Below are 20,118 nucleotides of genomic sequence, written 5' to 3' on the forward strand. Positions count from 1 at the left end.
GTGGAGGTGGGGACTAGTGGAAGAAGTGGCGGGCGCCCGTGAAGTACATGGTGATGCCGGCGGCGTTGGCCGCGGCGATGACCTCGTCGTCCCGGACGGAACCGCCGGGCTGGACCACGGCGCGGACGCCGGCGTCGATCAGGATCTGCAGTCCGTCAGCGAACGGGAAGAACGCATCGGAGGCTGCCACGGCACCGCGGGCGCGCTGCGGGGCGGTGCTGGCGCCTGTTGCTGTCGTCCCGACGTTAGTGGCACCGCCGGCGCCCTCGACGTCGGATTCCACCTTCACGCCCAGCGTGTTGGCGCGTTCCACGGCCAGCTTGCAGGAATCGAGCCGGTTGACCTGGCCCATGCCGATGCCGACGGCGGCACCGTGATCGGCCAGCAGGATGGCGTTGGACTTGGCGGCGCGGCAGGCGGTCCAGGCGAACGCGAGGTCGGCCAGCGTGGCGGCGTCAGCGGCTTCGCCGGCGGCGAGGGTCCAGTTGGCGGGGTTGTCGCCGTCGGCGTCCACCTTGTCGGAAATCTGGACCAGCACGCCGCCCGAGACCTGGCGGATTTCAGCCGGGTAGCGGCCGTATCCCTCCGGCAGGGACAGGAGGCGGATGTTCTTCTTCTTGGAGAGGATCTCCACGGCCTCCGGCTCGAAACCGGGCGCGATGACCACTTCGGTGAAGATTCCGGCCACGGTTCTGGCCATGCCGGCGGTGACCGTGCGGTTGGCAGCGATGACGCCGCCGAACGCGGAGACAGGATCGCAGGCGTGAGCCTGGGCGTGGGCGTCGGCGATCGGGTCGGCGGCATCCGCGGATCCGACGGCCACGCCGCAGGGGTTGGCGTGCTTGATGATGGCCACGGCGGGCTCGGCGAAGTCGAACGCGGCGCGGAGGGCGGCGTCGGCGTCAACGAAGTTGTTGTAGCTCATGGCCTTGCCGTGGATCTGGTCTGCCTGGGCGATGCCTGCGGGAGCTGCCTTGTCGACGTACAGTGCTGCCTGCTGGTGCGGGTTTTCGCCGTAGCGGAGGACCTCGGAGCGCTCCAGGGCGAGGCCGGCGTAGGCGGGCCAGTCGATCACGCCGTCGCCGTCTTCATCGAGGAACTGGCTGGCGGTCCAGGTGGCCACGGCGTTGTCGTAGCTGGCGGTGTGTGCGAAGGCCTTGGCAGCCAGGCGCTGGCGGGTCTTCAGGTCGAAGCCGCCTTCAGCGGCGGCGCGGACAACGTTGCCGTAGAACGTGGGATCCACCACAATGGCGACGGCGGCGTGGTTCTTCGCGGCGGAGCGCACCATGGCGGGGCCCCCGATGTCGATCTGCTCCACGACGTCGTCCTGGGCCGCTCCGGACTTCACGGTCTCGACGAACGGGTACAGGTTCACGACGACGAGGTCGAATGCCTCGATCTCCATGCCGGCCAGCGTTTCCATGTGGGCCGGGACGCGGCGGTCGGCCAGGATCCCGCCGTGCACGCGCGGGTGCAGGGTCTTGACGCGGCCGTCCAGCATCTCGGGCGAACCGGTGACTTCCTCGACTTCCTGCACCGGGATGCCGGCGGCGGCGATCTTTTTGGCGGTGGAGCCGGTGGAGACGATCTTGACGCCTGCTTCGTGCAGGCCCTTCGCGAGCTCCTCCAGACCGGTCTTGTCGTAGACCGAGATCAGGGCTCGGCGGATGGGAACACGGTCTAGCTGCGTAAAGCTCACAAAGGTCTCCGTCTTTTGACACGGTGGGTGCCGCGGTTGGTGGGGATGTGGCCAGTTTATCGTGTCCCGCAGGCTGCCCTCCCTGCGCGCCCGAGTGTGAAGGCTGCGCGCGGACGCTGAAGGGCGGCGCACGGACCCTGCCGTGCAACGTAAAGTTTTCTCAGGAGGCCGAGATGAATACTTACACCACTGTGCCCAGCGGCGAACAGGTGGTCCAGGAACTGCCGTGGCGATGGAAAGTCCAGGGGCGGATCTTCCTGATCGGCGGCCTGGGCTTTATGTTCGATGCGTGGGACGTGACGCTCAACGGGATCCTCATTCCGCTGCTGTCCACACACTGGGCGCTCGCCCCCGGTGATGCCGCGTGGATCGGCACGGCGAACCTCATCGGCATGGCCCTCGGCGCGTTCGCGTGGGGCACCATCGCGGACACCATCGGGCGCAAGAAGGCCTTCACGGCCACCCTGCTGATCTTTTCCCTGTTCACGGTCCTGGGCGCATTCTCCCCCGATTTCATCTGGTTCTGCGTGTTCCGCTTCATGGCCGGATTCGGCCTGGGCGGGTGCATCCCGGTGGACTATGCCCTGGTGGGTGAGTTCACACCCCGGAAGCAGCGCGGAAAGGTCCTCACGGCGATGGACGGCTGGTGGCCGGTGGGTGCCGCGCTGTGCGGCTTTGTCTCCGCCTGGCTGGTTGCGGCGTTCGCGGACTGGCGGCTGACCATGCTGGTGATGGTGCTGCCGGCGCTGCTGGTGTTCTGGGTGCGGCGCAGCGTGCCGGAGTCGCCACTGTTCCTCATCCGCAAGGGCCGGCGTGACGAGGCCGCCAAGGTCATTGACGATCTGGTCAAGGCCACGGGCGCCGAGCCCCGCGCCTACAGCCTCCCGGACGCGCAGGATGCGCCGCGGCTCTCTGCCGGCAGCGCCTGGCTCCAGCTGGCCCGTGTCTGGCGGTTCAACTGGAAGATCACCGCGGCTGCCTGGTCCCTGTTCTTCAGCATCCTGCTGGTCTATTACCTGTCCCTGACGTGGATGCCGCGGATTCTGATCGGCGCCGGCTTCGAGGATTACAAGGCGTTCCTCACCACGGCGTCCATGGCCGCCGTCGGGCTCCTGGGCGTGGTGGTGGCAGCGGTGCTTGTGGAGCGGGTGGGCCGCAAGTGGATCCTGGCGATCACCGGGCCGCTATCCGCGCTGACGCTGGTGATCGTGGCGTTCGTGGTGGACATCCCGTCCGCCGCCGTGTTCTGGCTGCTGGTATTCGGGTTCATCGTGCAGGTGGCCATTCCGGTGCTGTACACCTACGTCTCCGAGCTGTATCCCACGGACCTGCGCGGCACGGGCTTCGGCTGGGCGTCCACGTTCTCCCGGCTCGGGGCAGGATTCGGACCGCTGATATTCGCCTCGGTCCTGTGGCCGCAGCTGGGACTGGCGACGTCCTTCGCGCTTGCCGGCGGGCTGGTCCTGCTGTCGGTGCTGTGGATGGCGTTCTTCTCCCCCGAGACGAAGCAGCGCACGCTGACGTAAGCGCTCCCCTCCCCTCCCCCAACTGACTGGCAGTTAACGTCGCGAAACGCGCTTTTCACGACGTTAAGTGCCAGTCAGTTGGGTAACCATCCGCGGCTGAGGAGCGCCGTGCGGACCTTCGCCACCGCGGAGCGTGCGCCGTTGACCATATGCCGCTTGGAGATCCGCACGAGGGTCCACCCTGCCCGGGCGAAGTCCTCCTCGCGGGCGATGTCCCGGACGATCTGCGCAACCTCGGAATGGGGCTCGCCGTCGTACTCCACCGCCACTTTGTTTTGCGGATAGCTCAGATCCGGTTGACGCACGACGCCGGTATTCAGCTCTGTGGGCACGTTCAGTTTCGGTTCGGGCAGACCGGCGTTTTCCAGTGCCAACCGAAGACGGGTCTCCGGTGCCGAATCGGCTCCTACCCGGGCCTGTTCCAGGGCAAGGCGGGCCTTCCGGATGCCGGGGGTTCCTCTGTGCCTGTCCAGCATGTCCTCGAGTTGTTCACGCGTGGCGTGTGGCTCCGTTCTGCCCTCGAATTCGGGGCGCGGAATCCTCAGCAGGTGGTCTGCCACAACCGTCAGTTCATCGATGCTCATTTTCCGGGAGCAATCCAGCCAGGTCCGTGCAGGGGTGGTAATCAACAGCCCTCCGAGGCTGACAACCTCGTCGGAAAAGAACTGCCCGACATGCCCCACCACGCCTCGTCGACGCGGGATAGCCATAGTGTCAGGACGCGAGATGTGTATCCGCTCATCGTCCCGATTTGGGAGATACCCCGGAAGCCCCCACAATACAAAAGCCGTGGTGTGCGAGGCTGCCGAGAACGGGGTCACCACCGTGTACGGTCTGACCACCTTGAGACGGTCAAGAGGCTCGGAGGTGCTGGGGATGCGAACGCCGCGGCTTGGGACGCGCAGTTCACGGAACCTGAGGCGGCCGGGGCTCACGCCGGCGTCGACCGCTTCATAGACCGTGAACGGTGCTTCGCCCAGCGGGGCGGGCAGTGGGTTCGGATCTCGCATTCCTCATGATTTCAAATCCGGGCGTCGGCGAGGAAGTTATCCACAGGTCCGCTCGACTTCACCCAACTGACTCGCACTTAACGTCGTCAAAACCGCGTTTCACGACGTTAAATGCCAGTCAGTTGGGAAGGGAGGGCGGGATGGGGAGGGAAGGGCCGGAACGAAGGGACGGGTGCGCCTACGCGGCGGCGAGCTGCGCCAGGGTCGAGACCAGGAGCCTGCGCTCCACCACCTTGATGCGTTCGTGCAGGGTGTCCTCGGTGTCGTCGTCGCGGATGGCAACGGCTTCCTGGGCGATGATGGGGCCGGTGTCCACGCCGGCGTCGGCCCAGTGCACCGTGCAGCCGGTGACCTTGACGCCGTAGGCCATGGCATCGCGGACGCCGTGCGCGCCGGGGAAGGCCGGCAGCAGGGCGGGGTGGGTGTTGAGGTATTTGCCGTCGAACGCGTCGATGAAGTCCGGGCTGACGATCCGCATGAAGCCGGAGGACACCACCACATCCGGCTCATACGCGGCCACGGCTTCCGTCAGCGCCGCGTTCCAGTCCGCGCGGTCGGCGTAGGCCTTGAAATCCACCACGAACGTCGGAATTCCGGCGGCCGCCGAGCGTTCCACACCGTACGTCCCCGGCCGGTCAGCGCCGACGGCGGCGATCTCGACGTCCAGCTCGCCCGCCTTGACGGCGTCAATGACAGCCTGGAGGTTGGAGCCGGTACCGGACACGAGGACTACGATGCGCATGGCTCTAGCTTATGGGGCCGCTCGCGTAGGCTGGAAAACATGAACCCCCCGAAGGACCCCGCAAGTACCCAGCCGGCACGGCAACCCCTCAGCGATGCTGCGAAGGCGTCACTGCTGAAGACTCACAACCTGTTCCGCACTTTCATTGTTACCGTCCTGGGCTCCTTCTTCGTCTACCAGGTGGACGTCACCTACCTGTGGCTGACGGCCATCCTCACGACGGCAAGCATCGTGCTCGGCATCGTGGTGCTGGTCCGCGCCATCAAGCTCAAGGAATCCAAGCTGGTGCTGTTCGGGACCATCTCGGGACTGGTGGTCTCTGCAGTGATGGTGCTGCTGATCCTGGCCTCGGCTGTGTTCTTCAACCAGGTCCGGGACTTCCAGCAGTGCTCCCGCAGTGCGCTCACCCAGCAGGCCATGACCCAGTGCCAGACGCAGCTGGAGAAGTCACTCCCCACCCAGCTCCGCTGAGCCGCCGGCAGATCAGCCGGCTAATCATCCGCAGGTAGCGCCCGACGGCGGGACCTCCTACGGCTGCGACGCTTCCAGGTCCGCTTCGCGCAGCTTCTGCTGGCGTTCCAGCCAGGGTCCCGCCGCGTAACCGATGACGACGCCGATCCCCACCTCCGCGGCCAGCCACAGCGAGGTGCTCAGCGGGTCCGGGCCGATGTCCGTGAGGCGGCCCAGCCCGGCCGATCCACGCGCCACCCAGGCCATGCCACCGGCCATCAGTCCCGCCGCAGCGCCGATGATCGCACCGAGGGCCAGCGTTGAGGCCGATGCCGTGAACCAGCGGGCCCGGACCTTGATGGACAGCCATTCGTCGAAGTGGTTTTCGCCTTCGCGCAGGAACCACCAGCCGGCCAGTGCACCGGCGAGGACCGGCACCACCAGCGCCACGAAGCCGTAATCCAGCGGTCCGGCGGGCAGCGCGGCGAACACCGGGATGGACGGCAGCGGGCCAACCGCTGTTCCGAGCGGTCCCGCCTGCGAGCCGACGCCCAGGGCGAAGCCGGAGCCGGACGTCCAGGCGAGCGCAAAGACGGCCAGGTTGGGGAGGAAACCGAGCTGCGCGATGGTGAGCACGGCACCTCCCATGGCACCGGCGTCGAGTCCTTCGTAGACCGCGATCACAAGGTCCCAGTGGATGAACAGGTCCACGGCGAGTAGCGCCGTGGACATGGTGAACGCAGCCATCAGCGCCACGAATCCGGCTTTGATCGAGGACCCAAGGTAGGACCCGGCCCAGCGGGAATGCTGGCTGGTCCGGGCGATCCAGTTCGCGGCGTCGACGCCGATGAGCCGGCTCCAGGACCCTGCCTCGCGCCGGGCGCCCACCACCATGCCCAGGCCGAACGGAATGAGCGGCACAAGGCCGGCGAACCACAGGAAGATGGCGACGTCGTCCGTGCGGCACACGAAACCCGTGGCCATGCCGAACCCGCCGTAGACCAGCCACGAACCCAGCAGCGCCTGCCACAGCTGGTCCGTATAGGAAGCCCGGGCCAGACGCCGGCCGGCGCGCCACGCGAGCAGGAACGGGATGAGGGTGAGGCCCAGCGGGATCAGCGAAAGCGTGCCCGACTCGGTCTGTGCCGCGGCCTCCCCCGCCACCATCGTCAGGTGCAGCGGCACGCCGTGGATCAGGAGCCAGGCCTGCCCGCCAAGCCGTGCCAGGGCATCGAAATTATTGTTCTGGAATCCGGCCGTGGCCCACACGGCCACGATGGGTGCCAGCACCACCAGCGCGGAGATGACCGCCGCCTGCGCCGATTCAAGCGCTCCCTGCAGCCACAAGGGCATGGGAATGCCACGGTCTCCGGTCTGATCAGCGCGCAGTTTCATCGTGTTCCATGGTGTCACGGGAGGCGCCCGTGGCCGGTCCACGACAGGCTCAAACCGCGGAGTTACCAGAGCTCGTAGTCATCCTTGCTGATCATGAAGCCGTGCCCGGTCCGAAGATGTGCGCAGGTCATGGCGCCCGGCGCCCGTTCGCACACCATATTGCCCAGCCGCACCGTCTGGCCGTCCTGGATCCACGGCCCCGGGAATGCCGGCCCGGCCACGTCCTCCGCCTCCATGGGGGACATTCCGTTGCCGCACAGCCCGTACTGGGCGCCGCCGTCGAGCGTCACCACCGCATAACCGCCGTAGTACTCGCTGAGTCCGGTGCACTGGCCCCTGATATCACCGGGCCGGGGTGCGACGTCAGTGAGCAGGTGGCACGCCGCGCCGTCCGCGTCGATGGAGCACTGCATGTCCTTGCTGGCCGACTGGACCACAACGGGAAGCGGCGCCGCCCACGGCTGCGCGTTCACCTTGGGCAGGAGCTGCTCGGCCCTGTTCAGCGGACGGGCATTGGCCTTGGGAGCAGCCGGCGGCACTGCCTGGGAAGCAGCCCCGTCCGACGGCGGCTCCCCCGCCGCCGCTCCGTCCTCCAACGTTTGCTCGCTCATTCTCAACGCACCGACGGCGGGGGCGTTGCCGGCAGGGACGGCCACCCTGCAGCCGGCGGCGGACAGCAGCACGACGGCGGCCACAAGGGTTCGGAGAATCACGGTTACAGGGCGCATGGTCCTGCCAGTTCAGCAGAACAGGGCGGTTCTGTCGCTGGGCAGAAGTCCCCATGCCCCGAGCGCTTTTTTCATTACTCAGCCGTAAAATTGGTATGTCCGCAAACAGTGGTTGGAGGCAGAAAAATGACTACCGCATCCCCGCATGCACATGGCGTTCACTTTGGTCGTACGGATGTCCAGAACGTTGGCATGGGTGTAGGAATAGTCCTGATGTTGGTGGGTGTCCTGGCGTTCATCCCGGGTATTACCCAGCAGTACAGCGAACTGAGGTTCCTTGGACCTGATTCGCACGCCATGTTCCTTAGCCTGTTCCAGGTATCCATGCTGCTGAACATTGTGCAGCTGGTCATCGGTGCAACGGGCTGGGCGATGTCCCGCAGTGGAATGGGCGCCCGGAACTTCCTCATGGGCTTTGGTGCGCTGTACGTCGTCCTCAGCATCTTCGGGCTCAGTGTCGGAGTGGGATCGGCAGCCAATTTCCTGTCGCTGAACACTATGGATAACTGGACCCACATGGTGCTGGGCGTGCTCATGATTGGCGTCGGCTGGATCCTCTCGAGGCATCTGGCCGAGGACCGCAGGTAGCCCGGATCGCGTAAGCCGGGACATAAGGAGCCGCTAATGAGGAACGATTCATAGCAATCTGAAATGTTTTAACCACCGGTTGGTGCAGTTGCCCTGCGTAGACGCAGGCGGCTGCACCAGCTTTTTGCGTTTAAGGGCCTTGTTGCGCGGAGCGGCCGACGGCGGGTGGTCGGGGCCGGACCTGGAGCTCTCGGGCGGCCCAGAATCTTCATTCCTGTGAATATTTTCACTTTAATCAATGGAAAAACATTGACTCGCTAAAAATCTTCACTATAGTTATGTGAGTCAGGTCACCCAATGAAGGAATCCCAATGACCACCGAGACTACGAACGGTGCACCGGCCGCCACAAGCGCGCTGCTTGCCACTGTCGGCAACAAGGTCCGCGCCATGCGCAAGGAAAAAGGCATGACGCTGGCCAAGCTCTCGGAGATCACCGGCCTCAGCCAGGCGATCGTCAGCCAGATCGAACGCGGCATGGCCAATCCTTCCTTCACCACCCTGGCGCAACTGGCCCACGGCCTGGACATTCCGGTGGGGAAATTCTTCATCGGACAGGAAGCCTCCAAGTCCCCCGTGGTCCGCAAATCCGAACGGCGCAACCTCAAGGGCGTCACCCGCGAATCCGTCGGCGAAGCAGTGCACGAGCTGCTCACCCCCGGCCTCAACGGCGGCATCGAAGCCCAGTGGATCATGACGCCGCCCGGACACGACACCAGCTCGAACCCCTTCAGCCACAGCGGCGAGGAGTTCTGCTACATCGTCTCAGGCCGGAAGGACGTCTACCTTGACGGCGTCTGCCACAGCCTGAGCGAGGGCGATTCGATCACATATTCCTCGGAGATCCCTCACTGGTACAAAAACAGCTACGAAGAGGTATGCGTAGCGATCTGGGTTAACGCACCGCACGCGTGGTAAATCCGCCGACCCCAACCGGCCGTTACCGTCTTACACCCACTGTCCGGGCCTGAACCGTGCCCGCCGACAGTCCTTGCATCCTTCGCATCTTCCGTCCTGCCCCCAAGACATCGATGCGTCATACCCTCCCACGCCCTTTGTGGCGTAAGCGTAAGGACACTTCCATGCTCGAAACACAAACGACAGACCCCAGAGGGATAGACAAAGTAGTCGCGTCCCCCTCCTCCACCCGCTCATCCGAAAAATTCTCCCCCGAGGTCCGCAAGGGCCTGCTGGGACTGGGCCTGGGCAACGCCCTCGAGTGGTACGACTGGATGGTCTTCGGCCTCCTCTCGGCCTTCATCGGCCCCAACTTCTTCCCCAACACCGATCCGCTCTCCGCCACGCTGAACGCCCTGGCCGTGTTCGCCGTCGGCTTCGCTTTCCGTCCGCTGGGCGGCATCCTGCTGGGCACCCTGGCGGACCGCGTCGGCCGCCGCCGCGTGATGCTGCTGTCCATCATGCTGATGGCCGGCACCACGCTGATCATCGCCGTTACGCCGAGCTACCAGCAGATCGGCGCCTGGGCCGGCATCATCCTCCTGGTCTGCCGCGTCCTGCAGGGCATCTCCACGGGCATCGAAGCACCGCTCTCCACCTCCCACGCCGTTGAACTGGTTCCGGAAGGCCGCGAAGGCTACGTGGCCGGCATCATGTCCTTCTACGTCAACATCGGCATCCTGCTGGCCTCACTGGTCAGCTTCCTCTGCAGCCTCACCCTCGGCGGGGCCGTGATGGCCGACTGGGGCTGGCGCGTGCCGTTCATCATCGGCGCCCTCTTCGGCTTCGTGGTGCTCTACCTCCGCCGTGCCCTGCCGGAAACCCTCAAGCCCGAGGAAATGGCCACCAACACCCCCGGCGCCGTCTGGACCGGAGTCCGCAAGCACTGGCTCTCCGTCCTGGCCATCATCTTTGTGGTGGGCGCCGCCCAGGCCTACAACTACGCCTGGAACGTCGGCCTGCCCAGCGCAGCACGCAGCGGGTTCAAGGAAGATCCCACTGCTGTGTTCGCCCTGACCACCATCCTCGGCCTCATCCTGGTGGCGGGCAGCTGGATCATCGGCAAGCTGGCCGACGGCCGGTCCATGTCCCGCTGGTTCCTGATCACCCGCATCCTGGCCATCCCCTCCGTGTTCCTCATGCTCATGTACGTCCAGCCCGGCATCGGCGGTTTCGCAGCAGTCCTCCTCGGCGGCTCCCTGGTCCTGGTCCTGAACATGACCCTCTACAACGTGGTCAGCTCGTCCCTGATGCCCAAGAACTGCCGCGGCGCCGGAGTGGCCCTCGGCTACGGCATCGGCGTCGCCCTGTTCGGCGGGACCGCCTCCTACCTGCTGGTCTGGCTCCAGTCCATGAACCTGAGCTGGGTCTTCCCGGTCTACGTGGCCGTCCTGTCCATCCTCAGCATCGTCCTCTACCTCGCCGCCCGCCGCACCAACGGCCTCTTCGTCGGAAACTAAGGATCCCTCCCATGAACTCCCCCGCAACATTCAGCTCGCTGGAACTCGCCACCACGACGGCGGACCTCACCGCCCCCGTCATCTCCCGCTCCAACGTCCTCGTGGTGGGTGGTGGCCCCGCAGGCGTGGCCGCTGCCGTCACCGCGGCCCGCTCGGGTGCCACGGTCACCCTGCTGGAACGCTACTCATCGCTCGGCGGCCTGGCCTCCGGCGGCATGGTCCTGGTGCTGGACGACATGATCAACGGCCAGGAAATCACGGTCACCGGCATTGTGTCCGAATACGTGGAGCGCCTGCAGAAGCTGGGCCTCGCCGTCGTCCCGCCGGCCGATGACCGCAAGACCTCCGAGGAACTCTGGAACAAGTGGGGCCGCTACGGCACCTTCGACTTCCACTCCCACACCAACCCCAAGCCCATCTGCTACGCCGCGGCATTCGATCCGGACGGCTGGAAGCGCGTCTCCAACGACCTGGTCCGCGAGGCCGGCGTGGACCTGCGCCTGCACTCCTGGTTCTCCCGCCCCATCGTGGACAACGGCGTGATCAAGGGCGTGATCTGCGAGACCAAGCTGGGCCCGCAGGCCTTCATGGCGGACATCGTCATCGACACCACCGGTGACATCGACGTCGCCTCCCGGGCCGGCGCCAGCTACGCCAAGGACAACTACCTCACCACGCTCGTCTTCCGTCTGGGAAACGTAAACACGGATGCAGCCGAGGCGTTCGAACAGGCCAACCCGAAGGAAGCCCGCGCCATCAACCGCAAGATCAAGCGCCTCCTCGGCGGCGCCTGGGAACTGTGGTGGCTCAAGACGCCCATTGACGGCGTGGTCTGGTGCAACGCCCCGCACATGACCGGCTTCGACGGCGTGGACCCGGCCGACATGACCGCAGCCGAATTCGCCGCCCGCGACCGGATCTCCGAGGCCGTGGACTACGTCCGCGCCAACCTGCCCGGCTTCGAGAACTGCTACATGCTGGACGTGGCCTCCCAGATGGGCGTCCGCCAGACCCGCCTGCTGCAGGGCGAATACGTCATGACCAAGGACGACGTCACACAGCGCCGGCACTTCGCCGACACCGTGGCCCGCGGCCGCGACTACTACTACCCGTACCGCTCGCTGCTGCCCAAGGAAGTGGACCAGCTCCTGGTGGCCGGCCGCCACTACTCCGCCACCCCCGAGGCGCAGAAGATGTCCCGCGAGATCCCCCCCTGCATGGCCATGGGCCAGGCCGTCGGCGTCGCCGCAGCCCTCGCCGTCGAGAACGGCGTCCTGGTCCGCGACGTGTCCGCACTCGACATCCAGCAGGGCATGCGCCGGCACGGCGCGGACCCGGGCGACGTCCCGTCGTCGAACGCCACCGTGGACACCGACGCGGCGGTGGCAGTATGAGCACCGCAACCGCCGAGCTGACAGTCACTGCAGAGGAACGCACGACGGCGGCGCCCGCCGCCGCTGCTGCCGGGACGGCCGCTGAGGCGGCAACCACCCCGCTCCCCGCTGGCACCCCGCTCCCGCTCGATGGAATCAAGATCGTGGACTTCACCCAGGTGTTCATGGGCCCGTCCTGCACCCAGCTCCTGGGCGACTACGGCGCGGACATCATCAAGGTGGAACGCCCCGGCGCCGGAGACATCTCGCGCAACTCGTTCCCGGACAAGGACGGCCAGGACAACCCCATCTTCCTGTCCATCAACCGGAACAAGCGCAGCGTCTCGATCGATACGCGCACGGAGGAAGGCCGGAACGTGCTGCACGCCATCATGGCGGACGCAGACGTGGTGGTCAGCAACTTCCGCTCCGGCGTGATGGAACGGATGGGCTTCGGCTACGAGGACCTCAAGGCGGAGAACCCGGGCATCATCTGGGCCTCCGGAACAGGCTTCGGCCCGGTGGGCCCGTACTCGCACAAGGGCGGCCAGGACGCGATCGCGCAGGCCTACTCCGGTGTGATGTGGCGGCGGGAATCGGACGACCAGAAGCCCTCCATCTACCCCACCACCCTGTGCGACTACATCACCGGCATGCACCTCATGCAGGGCATCCTGCTGGCGCTGCGCACCCGGGAGACCTCCGGCGTCGGCCAGAAGGTGGAAGTGACCATGTACGACTCCATGCTGCACCTGCAGATGCAGGAGGCGTGCATGCAGCTCAACCGCGGCTACGAGGTCAACTGGGGCGCCATGCCCCTGAGCGGCGTCTTCGAAACCACCGACGGCGCCGTGTGCATGGTGGGCGGTTTCACCCCGGACCCGCTGGCCCGCATCTCCGAGGCGCTGGGCCTGGACGAGGACCTCACGCTCCGGCCCGAGTTCGCCAACCTGGAGCAGCAGTTCCAGCACAAGCCGGCGCTGCAGGCCATCTTCCGCGAGCGCATCGCCACCAACACCACCGAGTACTGGACCGGCAAGCTGGAGGACCAGGGGCTGCTCAACGCCCCGGTCCACACCCTGGAGCAGGCCCTGGCCGACGCCCAGACCGAGGCCAACGGCATGATCGTCGAGGCCGAACACCCCGGCGTGGGCACCGTGCGCATGCTCAACGCGCCCATCCGGCTCTCCGCCACCCCTCCCACGGTCCGGCGCGCCGCGCCGCGGCTGGGCGAGCACAACGTGGAGGTCCTGCTGGAGAACGGCTTCGATGCGGAGACCATCGAGCGCCTGCAGCAGCTGGGGGTCCTGCGGTGACGGCAGTTGTGGAACAGACAGTGGACCAGGTCACCCTGACCATCGAAAACCACGTGGCCACGGTGGTGATCGACCGGCAGCACGTGCTCAACGCCGTCGACGGCGCCGCCCAGGCCCGGCTCAACGAAATCTGGGAACAGCTGGAGCAGGACCCCGACGTCCGCGCCGTCGTCATCACCGGAGCCGGCACCCGCGCCTTCTGCGTCGGGGCGGACATGTCCGCCGCCGCCGTGGACAAGACGGGCCTCGAGTACTGGGCCGGCCTGGACCCCAACGGGTTCGGCGGGCTGAGCCTGCGCACCAGCCTGGACATCCCGGTCATCGCCCGGGTCAACGGCTATGCGCTGGGCGGCGGCATGGAAATCGTGCTTGGCGCGGACATCGTGGTGGCGTCGGAGAACGCGAAGTTCGGGCTGACGGAACCGCGGGTGGGGCGTTTGGCGCTCGACGGCGGCATCCACCAGCTGGTGCGGCGCATCCCCCACACCCAGGCGATGGGCATGCTGCTCACCGGCCGGAAAGCGGACGCCGTCGAAATGCAGTCCATGGGCCTCGTCAACGAGGTGGTCCCCGCCGACGAGCTCGACGCCGCGGTGCAGCGCTGGGTGGCCCAGATCCTGGCCTGCGCCCCCACCTCCGTCCGCGCCGTGAAGCAGATGGTCACGCAGACGGACCATCTGACCGCCAAGGAGGCCCGCGGGCTCCGACTGCCGGCGCTCATGGCGGCTCTGGACAGCGAGGACTCCGCAGAGGGCGTGCGCGCCTTCCAGGAAAAGCGGCCGCCGGTCTGGCCAGGCCGCTGATGCCCAACAACTTCGAGGAGGATTCAATGACTGGATCACTGAACGACGGCACCGGGAAGGACACCCGTGAGTCCCTCACCCGCGAACCACAGGCCCGTGAGGCCCTGGCGCCCGGTGTCTGGGGCGTCGTGGCCACACCGTTCCAGGGCAGCACGCTGGACGTGGACCTGGACAGCCTGTCCGAGCTGGTGGAGCACTACGAGGCAATCGGCGCCACGGGACTGACCGTCCTGGGCGTGTTCGGCGAGGCCGCAGCACTGACCGCGGAGGAACGCCGGCAGGTCCTCGAAATCACGGTCGAATGCACGGACCTCCCGCTGGTCGTGGGCATCACCGCGCTGGCCACCCGACCTGCCATCGACGAAATCAAGGCGGCGCAGGCGGCGACCGGCGAGCGCCTGGCGGCCGTTATGGTGCAGGCCAACTCCGCCCGGCCCGAGGTGGTGATCGCACACCTGGATGCCATCCACCGGGCCACCGGCGCGAAGGTGGTGCTGCAGGATTACCCCCTGGCCAGCGGCGTCAGCATCAGCACCCCTGCACTCATTTCCGTGGTGAAGTGGTGCAGCTTCGTGGTCGCGGTGAAGGCGGAAGCGCCGCCCACCAGCGTGGCCATCGCGGAGCTGACGGCCGCCGTCGGGGTTTCCGTCTTCGGCGGGCTCGGCGGGCAGGGACTGCTGGACGAGCTCATGGCCGGCGCGGCCGGCGCCATGACCGGTTTCTCCTACCCGGAGGCGCTGATCGCGTGTGTCCGGGCCTGGCAGCGCGACGGCTATGAGGCCGCCCGCGACCAGCTGCTGCCGTACCTGCCGCTGATCAACTTCGAGCAGCAGGCAAAGATCGCCCTGGCCGTCCGCAAGGAATGCCTGCGGAAGCGCGGCCTTATCAAGGACTCGGGCGTCCGGGCTCCGGCCGCGGCGTTCCCGGAGAAGCTGCGGTACAGCATGCTCACGCACCTGCGGGAAGCTGCGGCCGCACTGGAAGCACGCGCGGACTCACCCGCCGCCAACAACCACACTTCTGTAGGGAGTTTCTGATGGACCTGGGAATCGCAGGCAAGACCGCCCTGGTGGCAGCCTCCACCGGAGGCCTGGGCCTGGCCGTGGCCCGCGCGTTGTCCGCCGAGGGCGTGCGCGTGGCCGTTACCGGCCGCCGCCGCGACCGCGCCAAGGAGATCGCCGCGGACCTGCACACCGCTTATGGCACCGGTGCCATCGCCATCGAGGCGGACCTGACCACCCCTGAAGGAATCGGGTCCGCCGTCGAACAGACCGTGGCGGACCTCGGTCCCGTCGACATCCTGGTGCTCAACGGCCCCGGCCCCAGGCCCGGCGCCGCCGCGACGCTCAGCTCCGAGGACATCGCCGCGGCCTTCGAGCTGCTGGTCAAGCCGCACCACGCACTGATCTCCCGGGTCCTTCCGGGCATGCGGGAACGGCGCTGGGGCCGCATCCTCGCCGTCGGCTCCAGCGGAGTGGTGGCACCGCTGCCCAACCTGGCCGTGTCCAACACCGGCCGCGCCGCACTGGCCGGCTACCTCAAGACCCTCGCGGCCGAAGTGGCCCTGGATGCGGTGACCGTCAACATGCTCCTCCCCGGCCGGATCGCCACGGACCGGGTGGCCGAACTCGACCACGCCGCCGCCAAGCGCCGCGGCACCACGCTGGAGGAGATCCAGCTGGAATCCCGCAAGACCATCCCCGCCCGCCGCTACGGCGAACCCGAGGAATTCGGCGCCGCCGCCGCCTTCCTGTGCAGCGCCCCGGCGTCGTACATCACCGGCGTTGCGCTGCGGTGCGACGGCGGCCTGATCCGCAGCCTGTAGCTCCCCCCACTCTTCAGAAGGAACCCCATGACCTCCACCGCACTTTTGCCCGAGAACGCGACAGACCGCGAACTCATCACCGCCCGGCACCTCATCAACGGCGAATGGCTCGGCGAGGCCGGCACCAAACGGATGAACCCGGCCCGCCCCGGCGAACTCGCAGCCCTCTCCCCCAGCGGCACCGCAGCGGACGTGGACGCCGCCATCACCGCCGCCTCGGCAGCTCAGCCCGGTTGGGCAACCATGCCCGCACCGTCCCGCGGCGCCATCCTCATCACCGCCGGCAACCTGCTGATCGAACGCCAGACCGCCATCGCCGAAGACCTGGTCCGGGAAGAAGGCAAGACCCTCGCCGAAGCCAAGGGCGAGGTCAAGCGCGCCTCGGACGTGCTGCGCTTCTTCGGCTCCCTCGGCTGGGCCGCCACCGGCGAGGTCCTGCCCAGCGGCCTGCCGGACACCACCATCACCACCCGGCGCGAATCGCTCGGCGTCGTCGGGCTCATCACGCCGTGGAACTTCCCCATCGCCATCCCGGCCTGGAAGACTGCCCCCGCCCTGATCAGCGGCAACGCCGTGGTGATCAAGCCGGCCGAGCTCACCCCGCTCTCCGCCACCCACCTTGCCCGTGCGCTGCAGGACGCCGGACTCCCCGCCGGTGTGTTCAACGTGGTGCACGGCAAGGGCCGCGTGGTGGGCGACGCCCTGGCCCGCGACCCGCGCATCGCCGGGCTGTCCTTCACCGGTTCCACGAACGTGGGGCTGGGCCTGCAGGAGATCCTGAACGCCCGCCGCGCCCGCGTCCAGCTGGAAATGGGCGGCAAGAACGGCGTCCTGGTCCTCGACGATGCCGATGCACGCAAGGCCGCCAAGGTAGTGGCTGCCGGCGCGTTCGGCCTCACCGGCCAGGCCTGCACCGCGACGTCCCGCGTCTACGTCACCCCGGGCATCCGCTCCGCCTTCCTTGACGCCCTCACCGAGGAAGCCGCCGCCTACACTCCCGGCGACGGCATGGACACTGACGGTCCGGACGCTGTCCGGATGGGGGCCGTGGTGAGCAGCCAGCAGCACGCACAGAACACCGCGGCGGTGCGGTCCGCCGTCGAACGCGGCGCCACGCTGCTGTCCGGTTCCGCGATCCTGGACGAAACGCACGACGGCGACGCGGACCGCCCGCTGTTCTTCCCCGCCGCCGTGCTCACCGAGTTGCCGTTCGACGACGCCGCCGTGACCGAGGAGATCTTCGGTCCGGTGGTGGCTGTCCTCGAAGTGGCCGACTACGAGGCCGGGCTCGCCGCGATCAACGATTCCCGTTACGGCCTCACCGCGGGCATCTGCACGGATTCGCTGGCGCGCGCCACGGACTTCGCCGCACGGGCCCAGGCCGGTGTGGTCAAGGTCAACCGGCCGACGGCGGGACTGGACCTGAACGTGCCGTTCGGCGGCGTGAAGGACTCCTCCACCAACACGTTCCGCGAACAGGGCAAGTCCGCACTGGACTTCTTCACCTGGGGCAAAACCGTTTACACCGGTGTGTAGCGCGCCATGACCTACGTGATCGCGCAGCCGTGCGTGGATGTGAAGGACAAGGCCTGCATCGAGGAATGTCCGGTGGACTGCATCTACGAAGGCGAACGCTCGCTCTACATCCACCCGTCCGAATGCGTGGACTGCGGCGCGTGCGATCCGGTGTGCCCGGTGGAGGCCATTTACTACTCCGACGACGTCCCGGACGAGTGGGCCGACTATGTCCGGGCCAACGTGGAGTTCTTCGAGGAACTCGGGTCGCCGCAGGGCGCCTCGCCCCTCGGTAACCTGGGCCGCGACCACCCGGTGATCGCGGCCCACCCCGTGGCCGACCCCGCCCGGTAGTCAAGCGCGAACGGACACTTGAGGCCCAACCGAATGGACCGCCGCTCCCTCAGACCCCAACTGAGGGAGCGGCTTTTTCGTGCGCCGGGCTCCAGTGACCAACGCGGCCCGACGACGTGAGCCAAGTGCCGCCGTCGTGCGTCAATGCCGTTGCCGCAGGCAAATATCGCCAAGACTCTGGACTCTTGGGCGGGGGCCAATCAGACTGTCTACAACAGCTGGCCCGGCAGGCCGGAATTACCCGTATCCAAGCCGGCAGGGAATGTGCTGCTGCATCAATTGGGGCTTTACTGCGATGCCTGTTCCATAACCCTGAAAGGACCTGGTCATGCCGGACTTGTCAGCTTTTTTCCCGCTAATTGCCGCCCTCATTGGGGCGATTGCCGTCATTGGCTTTATTTGGGTGGCAATAAAACTGATGTGGAAAGTGGCTGAACCCAACGAGGCCCTCATCATCTCCGGCCTGACCCGCGGAACCCTTGAAACCCGGGCCGGAATGGACTTCAAGATCGTCACCGGCAAGGGTGCACTGGTATTTCCGGGGCTTCAGACGGTGCGCACTTTGTCGCTCACCCTGAATGAAACTGAGCTCAAAGTTTCCTGCGTTACTTCGCAGGGCATCCAGGTGATTGTTGAAGGTGTGGTCATTTACAAAATCGGCGACGCCCCGCCGTTCATTGCAAATGCGGCCAGGCGTTTCCTGGGCCAGCAGCCCAAAATGGAAAGCCAGGTGTACAACGTCTTTGAGGGCCACCTGCGGTCGATCATCGGCAGCATGACAATGGAGGAAATCATCCGCGAGCGGGACAAGCTCGGCTCGCAGGTCCGCAGCGCCAGCGGAGTGGAAATGGAGAAGCTGGGCCTGGTGGTGGATTCGCTCCAGATCAAGGACCTGCAGGACCCCACCGGGTACATCCAGAACATCGCCAAGCCGCACATTGCCCAAGTGAAGATGGAAGCCCGCATCGCCGAGGCCACCAGGAACCGCGAGGCCGCCGAGAAGGAAGCGGAGGCGGCGGCGCTCATCGCCGACGCCCAGAGCATTTCGGCCATCCGGCAGTCGGTGGCGCAGGCCAACGCCGAGCGGGCCAAGGCCAATGCCGCCCAGGCCGGCCCGTTGGCGGACGCAACGGCCCGCCAGCAGGTGGTGGTCCAGGAAACCGAAGTGGCCAAGCTTGAGGCGGACCGCGAGGAGCAAAAGCTTCAGACCACCATCCGCAAGCCCGCCGACGCCAAGGCCTATGCCAAGCGTACGGACGCCGAAGGCCAGAAGGCTGCCGACATCAGTGCCGCTGAGGCGCTGGCCCGCCGCACCGAACTCGAAGCCCAGGTCAACGCCCGGCGGACGGAACTCCAGGCCCAGGCCAATGCCACGGCTGCCGCGGCTGCTGCCGGCGCCACGAAGGTCACCGGCGAGGCGGAAGCCGCAGCCACCAGGGCGCGCGGTGATGCTGCCGCGTCGGCCATCAAGGCCAAGGCACTGGCGGAAGCCGAGGGTATCAAGGCCCGCGCCGAGGCACTCGGGACCAACCAGGACGCCGTCATTTCGCAGCAGCTGGCCGAGAACATGCCGGCCATCATCGCCGCAGCAGCTGAGCCGTTCTCGCATGTGGGCCAGATGACGGTGCTGAACGGCGGCGAAGGGGTCAACAAGATGCTTGGCGGGATCCTCGCCCAGGTGGGCGACTACCTTCCTGCCCTCTCCTCCGCGCTGAAAAACTCGCGGAAGGGCCCTGCCCAGGGCGACGGCAGGCCAGCGAAAGCCCCCGATGCATAAAAACGTTGACCGCAGCCTTACCGGAAAGATCGGACGGGTGACCGGGCGCATCGGCCCGGGCACCATCGGCGAAGTCATGCTGCCGTATCTCGGCGGTACCATGGCCTTCCACGCCCACCCGTTCGACAAGGCCAGTGTGTTTGCGGTGGGCGAGGAAGTGCTGGTCATCTACTTTGATCCGCCGCAGACGGTCTACGTGGACGAGCTGCCGGAGGTGTTGAGGCACGACGGCGGGCGGTGAGTGAGGGCGGCCGTGGGCTACTGCGATCATGCCTGTTGCGGTCAGAACCGCCACACCGAGTACGGAACGCTGGGCAGGTTTCCGGCCATCCAGGGGCGGTCGGACTGCTCCCGCGGGAGCTGTCCGCGGCCGTCACGAATGACCACCACCACCGTTCCGATAACCCCTACGAGGGAAACAACGGCAAGGAAAAGAAGGACGACGACGATTGGCCCGGACATTTCTGGAACACCTCTTGTTACCAATTTTACGGCGATCTGATCCGGCTGCCGATGGACCCGCGCCCAGGTCCGCTGCACCCTGATTCCCTGACGGTTTAAGCCAGTAAGCCGGGAAGTCTAGACGGCTGACTACGCCGGG

The 20,118-nt window shown here is 66.8% G+C and carries 20 protein-coding genes; 14 read left to right on the forward strand and 6 right to left on the reverse strand.

The genetic code is table 11. The annotated features are described in order from the left end of the window. Positions 1–13 precede the first annotated feature (13 nt). Entirely contained in the window at positions 14–1,699 is a 1,686-nt protein-coding gene (gene purH / locus CXQ91_RS05010) for a bifunctional phosphoribosylaminoimidazolecarboxamide formyltransferase/IMP cyclohydrolase (protein ID WP_104172800.1), read from the reverse strand. Between the two features lie 173 nt (positions 1,700–1,872). Between purH and CXQ91_RS05015 the strand changes: the two genes are divergently transcribed. Further along, positions 1,873–3,225: an MFS transporter gene (locus tag CXQ91_RS05015; protein WP_104172801.1), complete on the forward strand. Its 1,353-nt coding sequence runs from the start codon at positions 1,873–1,875 to the stop codon at positions 3,223–3,225. 74 nt (positions 3,226–3,299) lie between these two features. Here the strand turns inward: CXQ91_RS05015 and CXQ91_RS05020 are convergent, their stop codons facing one another. Both CXQ91_RS05020 and purN read right to left on the reverse strand, forming a co-directional pair. Next, positions 3,300–4,235 carry a hypothetical protein gene (locus tag CXQ91_RS05020; protein ID WP_104172802.1) on the reverse strand — a complete coding sequence of 312 codons (936 nt, stop codon included), beginning with the start codon at positions 4,233–4,235 and terminating at the stop codon, positions 3,300–3,302. Between the two features lie 178 nt (positions 4,236–4,413). Continuing rightward, positions 4,414–4,977, reverse strand: coding sequence for a phosphoribosylglycinamide formyltransferase (purN, locus tag CXQ91_RS05025; RefSeq protein ID WP_104172803.1), 564 nt, complete (start codon positions 4,975–4,977; stop codon positions 4,414–4,416). Between the two features lie 39 nt (positions 4,978–5,016). Between purN and CXQ91_RS05030 the strand changes: the two genes are divergently transcribed. Beyond that, positions 5,017–5,448: a hypothetical protein gene (locus tag CXQ91_RS05030; RefSeq protein ID WP_104172804.1), complete on the forward strand. Its 432-nt coding sequence runs from the start codon at positions 5,017–5,019 to the stop codon at positions 5,446–5,448. A 57-nt stretch (positions 5,449–5,505) separates the two neighbouring features. On the opposite strand, the gene CXQ91_RS05035 is transcribed toward CXQ91_RS05030, so the two are convergent. After that, positions 5,506–6,822: a DUF6350 family protein gene (locus tag CXQ91_RS05035; protein WP_104172805.1), complete on the reverse strand. Its 1,317-nt coding sequence runs from the start codon at positions 6,820–6,822 to the stop codon at positions 5,506–5,508. A 62-nt stretch (positions 6,823–6,884) separates the two neighbouring features. Then, on the reverse strand, positions 6,885–7,535 hold the full coding sequence (locus CXQ91_RS05040) for a hypothetical protein (RefSeq protein ID WP_219816490.1): 651 nt from the start codon (positions 7,533–7,535) through the stop codon (positions 6,885–6,887). A gap of 141 nt (positions 7,536–7,676) precedes the next feature. Here CXQ91_RS05040 and CXQ91_RS05045 point away from each other — a divergent pair, with 141 nt between their 5' ends. From CXQ91_RS05045 to CXQ91_RS05100, 12 genes are all read left to right on the forward strand, one after another. Next, a complete protein-coding gene (locus CXQ91_RS05045; RefSeq protein WP_104172807.1) occupies positions 7,677–8,138 on the forward strand; it encodes a DUF4383 domain-containing protein in 462 nt (153 codons plus the stop codon). A 311-nt stretch (positions 8,139–8,449) separates the two neighbouring features. Beyond that, positions 8,450–9,055, forward strand: a complete 606-nt coding sequence (locus tag CXQ91_RS05050; RefSeq protein WP_104172808.1) for a helix-turn-helix domain-containing protein — start codon at positions 8,450–8,452, stop codon at positions 9,053–9,055. 164 nt (positions 9,056–9,219) lie between these two features. Continuing rightward, positions 9,220–10,554: an MFS transporter gene (locus tag CXQ91_RS05055; protein WP_104172809.1), complete on the forward strand. Its 1,335-nt coding sequence runs from the start codon at positions 9,220–9,222 to the stop codon at positions 10,552–10,554. 11 nt (positions 10,555–10,565) lie between these two features. Next, entirely contained in the window at positions 10,566–11,948 is a 1,383-nt protein-coding gene (locus CXQ91_RS05060) for an FAD-dependent oxidoreductase (protein ID WP_104172810.1), read from the forward strand. Further along, positions 11,945–13,243, forward strand: coding sequence for a CaiB/BaiF CoA-transferase family protein (locus CXQ91_RS05065; protein WP_181038773.1), 1,299 nt, complete (start codon positions 11,945–11,947; stop codon positions 13,241–13,243). Before CXQ91_RS05060 ends, CXQ91_RS05065 begins: the two co-directional genes overlap by 4 nt. Then, positions 13,240–14,046, forward strand: a complete 807-nt coding sequence (locus tag CXQ91_RS05070) for an enoyl-CoA hydratase-related protein (RefSeq protein WP_104172811.1) — start codon at positions 13,240–13,242, stop codon at positions 14,044–14,046. The genes CXQ91_RS05065 and CXQ91_RS05070 overlap by 4 nt, the downstream gene beginning before the upstream one ends. 26 nt (positions 14,047–14,072) lie before the next feature. Next, a complete protein-coding gene (locus CXQ91_RS05075; RefSeq protein ID WP_104172867.1) occupies positions 14,073–15,083 on the forward strand; it encodes a dihydrodipicolinate synthase family protein in 1,011 nt (336 codons plus the stop codon). Then, a complete protein-coding gene (locus CXQ91_RS05080) occupies positions 15,083–15,871 on the forward strand; it encodes an SDR family oxidoreductase (protein ID WP_104172812.1) in 789 nt (262 codons plus the stop codon). Before CXQ91_RS05075 ends, CXQ91_RS05080 begins: the two co-directional genes overlap by 1 nt. A 27-nt stretch (positions 15,872–15,898) precedes the next feature. Next, positions 15,899–17,407, forward strand: coding sequence for an aldehyde dehydrogenase family protein (locus tag CXQ91_RS05085; RefSeq protein ID WP_104172813.1), 1,509 nt, complete (start codon positions 15,899–15,901; stop codon positions 17,405–17,407). A gap of 6 nt (positions 17,408–17,413) precedes the next feature. Further along, positions 17,414–17,740: a ferredoxin gene (gene fdxA / locus CXQ91_RS05090; protein WP_104172814.1), complete on the forward strand. Its 327-nt coding sequence runs from the start codon at positions 17,414–17,416 to the stop codon at positions 17,738–17,740. Positions 17,741–18,068: 328 nt separating this feature from the next. Further along, positions 18,069–19,517, forward strand: a complete 1,449-nt coding sequence (locus CXQ91_RS05095) for a flotillin family protein (RefSeq protein WP_104172815.1) — start codon at positions 18,069–18,071, stop codon at positions 19,515–19,517. Continuing rightward, complete coding sequence (locus CXQ91_RS05100; RefSeq protein WP_104172816.1) at positions 19,510–19,758, forward strand: hypothetical protein; 249 nt, start codon at positions 19,510–19,512, stop codon at positions 19,756–19,758. Before CXQ91_RS05095 ends, CXQ91_RS05100 begins: the two co-directional genes overlap by 8 nt. A gap of 41 nt (positions 19,759–19,799) precedes the next feature. Here CXQ91_RS05100 and CXQ91_RS05105 read toward each other — a convergent pair whose 3' ends face one another. Then, entirely contained in the window at positions 19,800–19,979 is a 180-nt protein-coding gene (locus tag CXQ91_RS05105; RefSeq protein ID WP_104172817.1) for a hypothetical protein, read from the reverse strand. Between the last annotated feature and the right edge of the window lie 139 nt (positions 19,980–20,118).

The sequence above is a fragment of the Arthrobacter sp. Y81 genome (assembly GCF_002929335.1).
In the GTDB taxonomy this organism is placed as follows: Bacteria; Actinomycetota; Actinomycetes; order Actinomycetales; family Micrococcaceae; genus Arthrobacter.

Excerpts from the sequence above, each read along its gene's own strand:
- CXQ91_RS05015 (WP_104172801.1), top strand. The coding sequence starts at position 1,873 with ATGAATACTTACACCACTGTGCCCAGCGGCGAACAGGTGGTCCAGGAA.
- CXQ91_RS05020 (WP_104172802.1), bottom strand. The coding sequence starts at position 4,235 with ATGCGAGATCCGAACCCACTGCCCGCCCCGCTGGGCGAAGCACCGTTC.
- purN (WP_104172803.1), bottom strand. The coding sequence starts at position 4,977 with ATGCGCATCGTAGTCCTCGTGTCCGGTACCGGCTCCAACCTCCAGGCT.
- CXQ91_RS05030 (WP_104172804.1), top strand. The coding sequence starts at position 5,017 with ATGAACCCCCCGAAGGACCCCGCAAGTACCCAGCCGGCACGGCAACCC.
- CXQ91_RS05035 (WP_104172805.1), bottom strand. The coding sequence starts at position 6,822 with ATGAAACTGCGCGCTGATCAGACCGGAGACCGTGGCATTCCCATGCCC.
- CXQ91_RS05045 (WP_104172807.1), top strand. The coding sequence starts at position 7,677 with ATGACTACCGCATCCCCGCATGCACATGGCGTTCACTTTGGTCGTACG.
- CXQ91_RS05050 (WP_104172808.1), top strand. The coding sequence starts at position 8,450 with ATGACCACCGAGACTACGAACGGTGCACCGGCCGCCACAAGCGCGCTG.
- CXQ91_RS05055 (WP_104172809.1), top strand. The coding sequence starts at position 9,220 with ATGCTCGAAACACAAACGACAGACCCCAGAGGGATAGACAAAGTAGTC.
- CXQ91_RS05060 (WP_104172810.1), top strand. The coding sequence starts at position 10,566 with ATGAACTCCCCCGCAACATTCAGCTCGCTGGAACTCGCCACCACGACG.
- CXQ91_RS05065 (WP_181038773.1), top strand. The coding sequence starts at position 11,945 with ATGAGCACCGCAACCGCCGAGCTGACAGTCACTGCAGAGGAACGCACG.
- CXQ91_RS05075 (WP_104172867.1), top strand. The coding sequence starts at position 14,073 with ATGACTGGATCACTGAACGACGGCACCGGGAAGGACACCCGTGAGTCC.
- CXQ91_RS05080 (WP_104172812.1), top strand. The coding sequence starts at position 15,083 with ATGGACCTGGGAATCGCAGGCAAGACCGCCCTGGTGGCAGCCTCCACC.
- CXQ91_RS05085 (WP_104172813.1), top strand. The coding sequence starts at position 15,899 with ATGACCTCCACCGCACTTTTGCCCGAGAACGCGACAGACCGCGAACTC.
- fdxA (WP_104172814.1), top strand. The coding sequence starts at position 17,414 with ATGACCTACGTGATCGCGCAGCCGTGCGTGGATGTGAAGGACAAGGCC.
- CXQ91_RS05095 (WP_104172815.1), top strand. The coding sequence starts at position 18,069 with ATGCCGGACTTGTCAGCTTTTTTCCCGCTAATTGCCGCCCTCATTGGG.
- CXQ91_RS05100 (WP_104172816.1), top strand. The coding sequence starts at position 19,510 with ATGCATAAAAACGTTGACCGCAGCCTTACCGGAAAGATCGGACGGGTG.
- CXQ91_RS05105 (WP_104172817.1), bottom strand. The coding sequence starts at position 19,979 with ATGTCCGGGCCAATCGTCGTCGTCCTTCTTTTCCTTGCCGTTGTTTCC.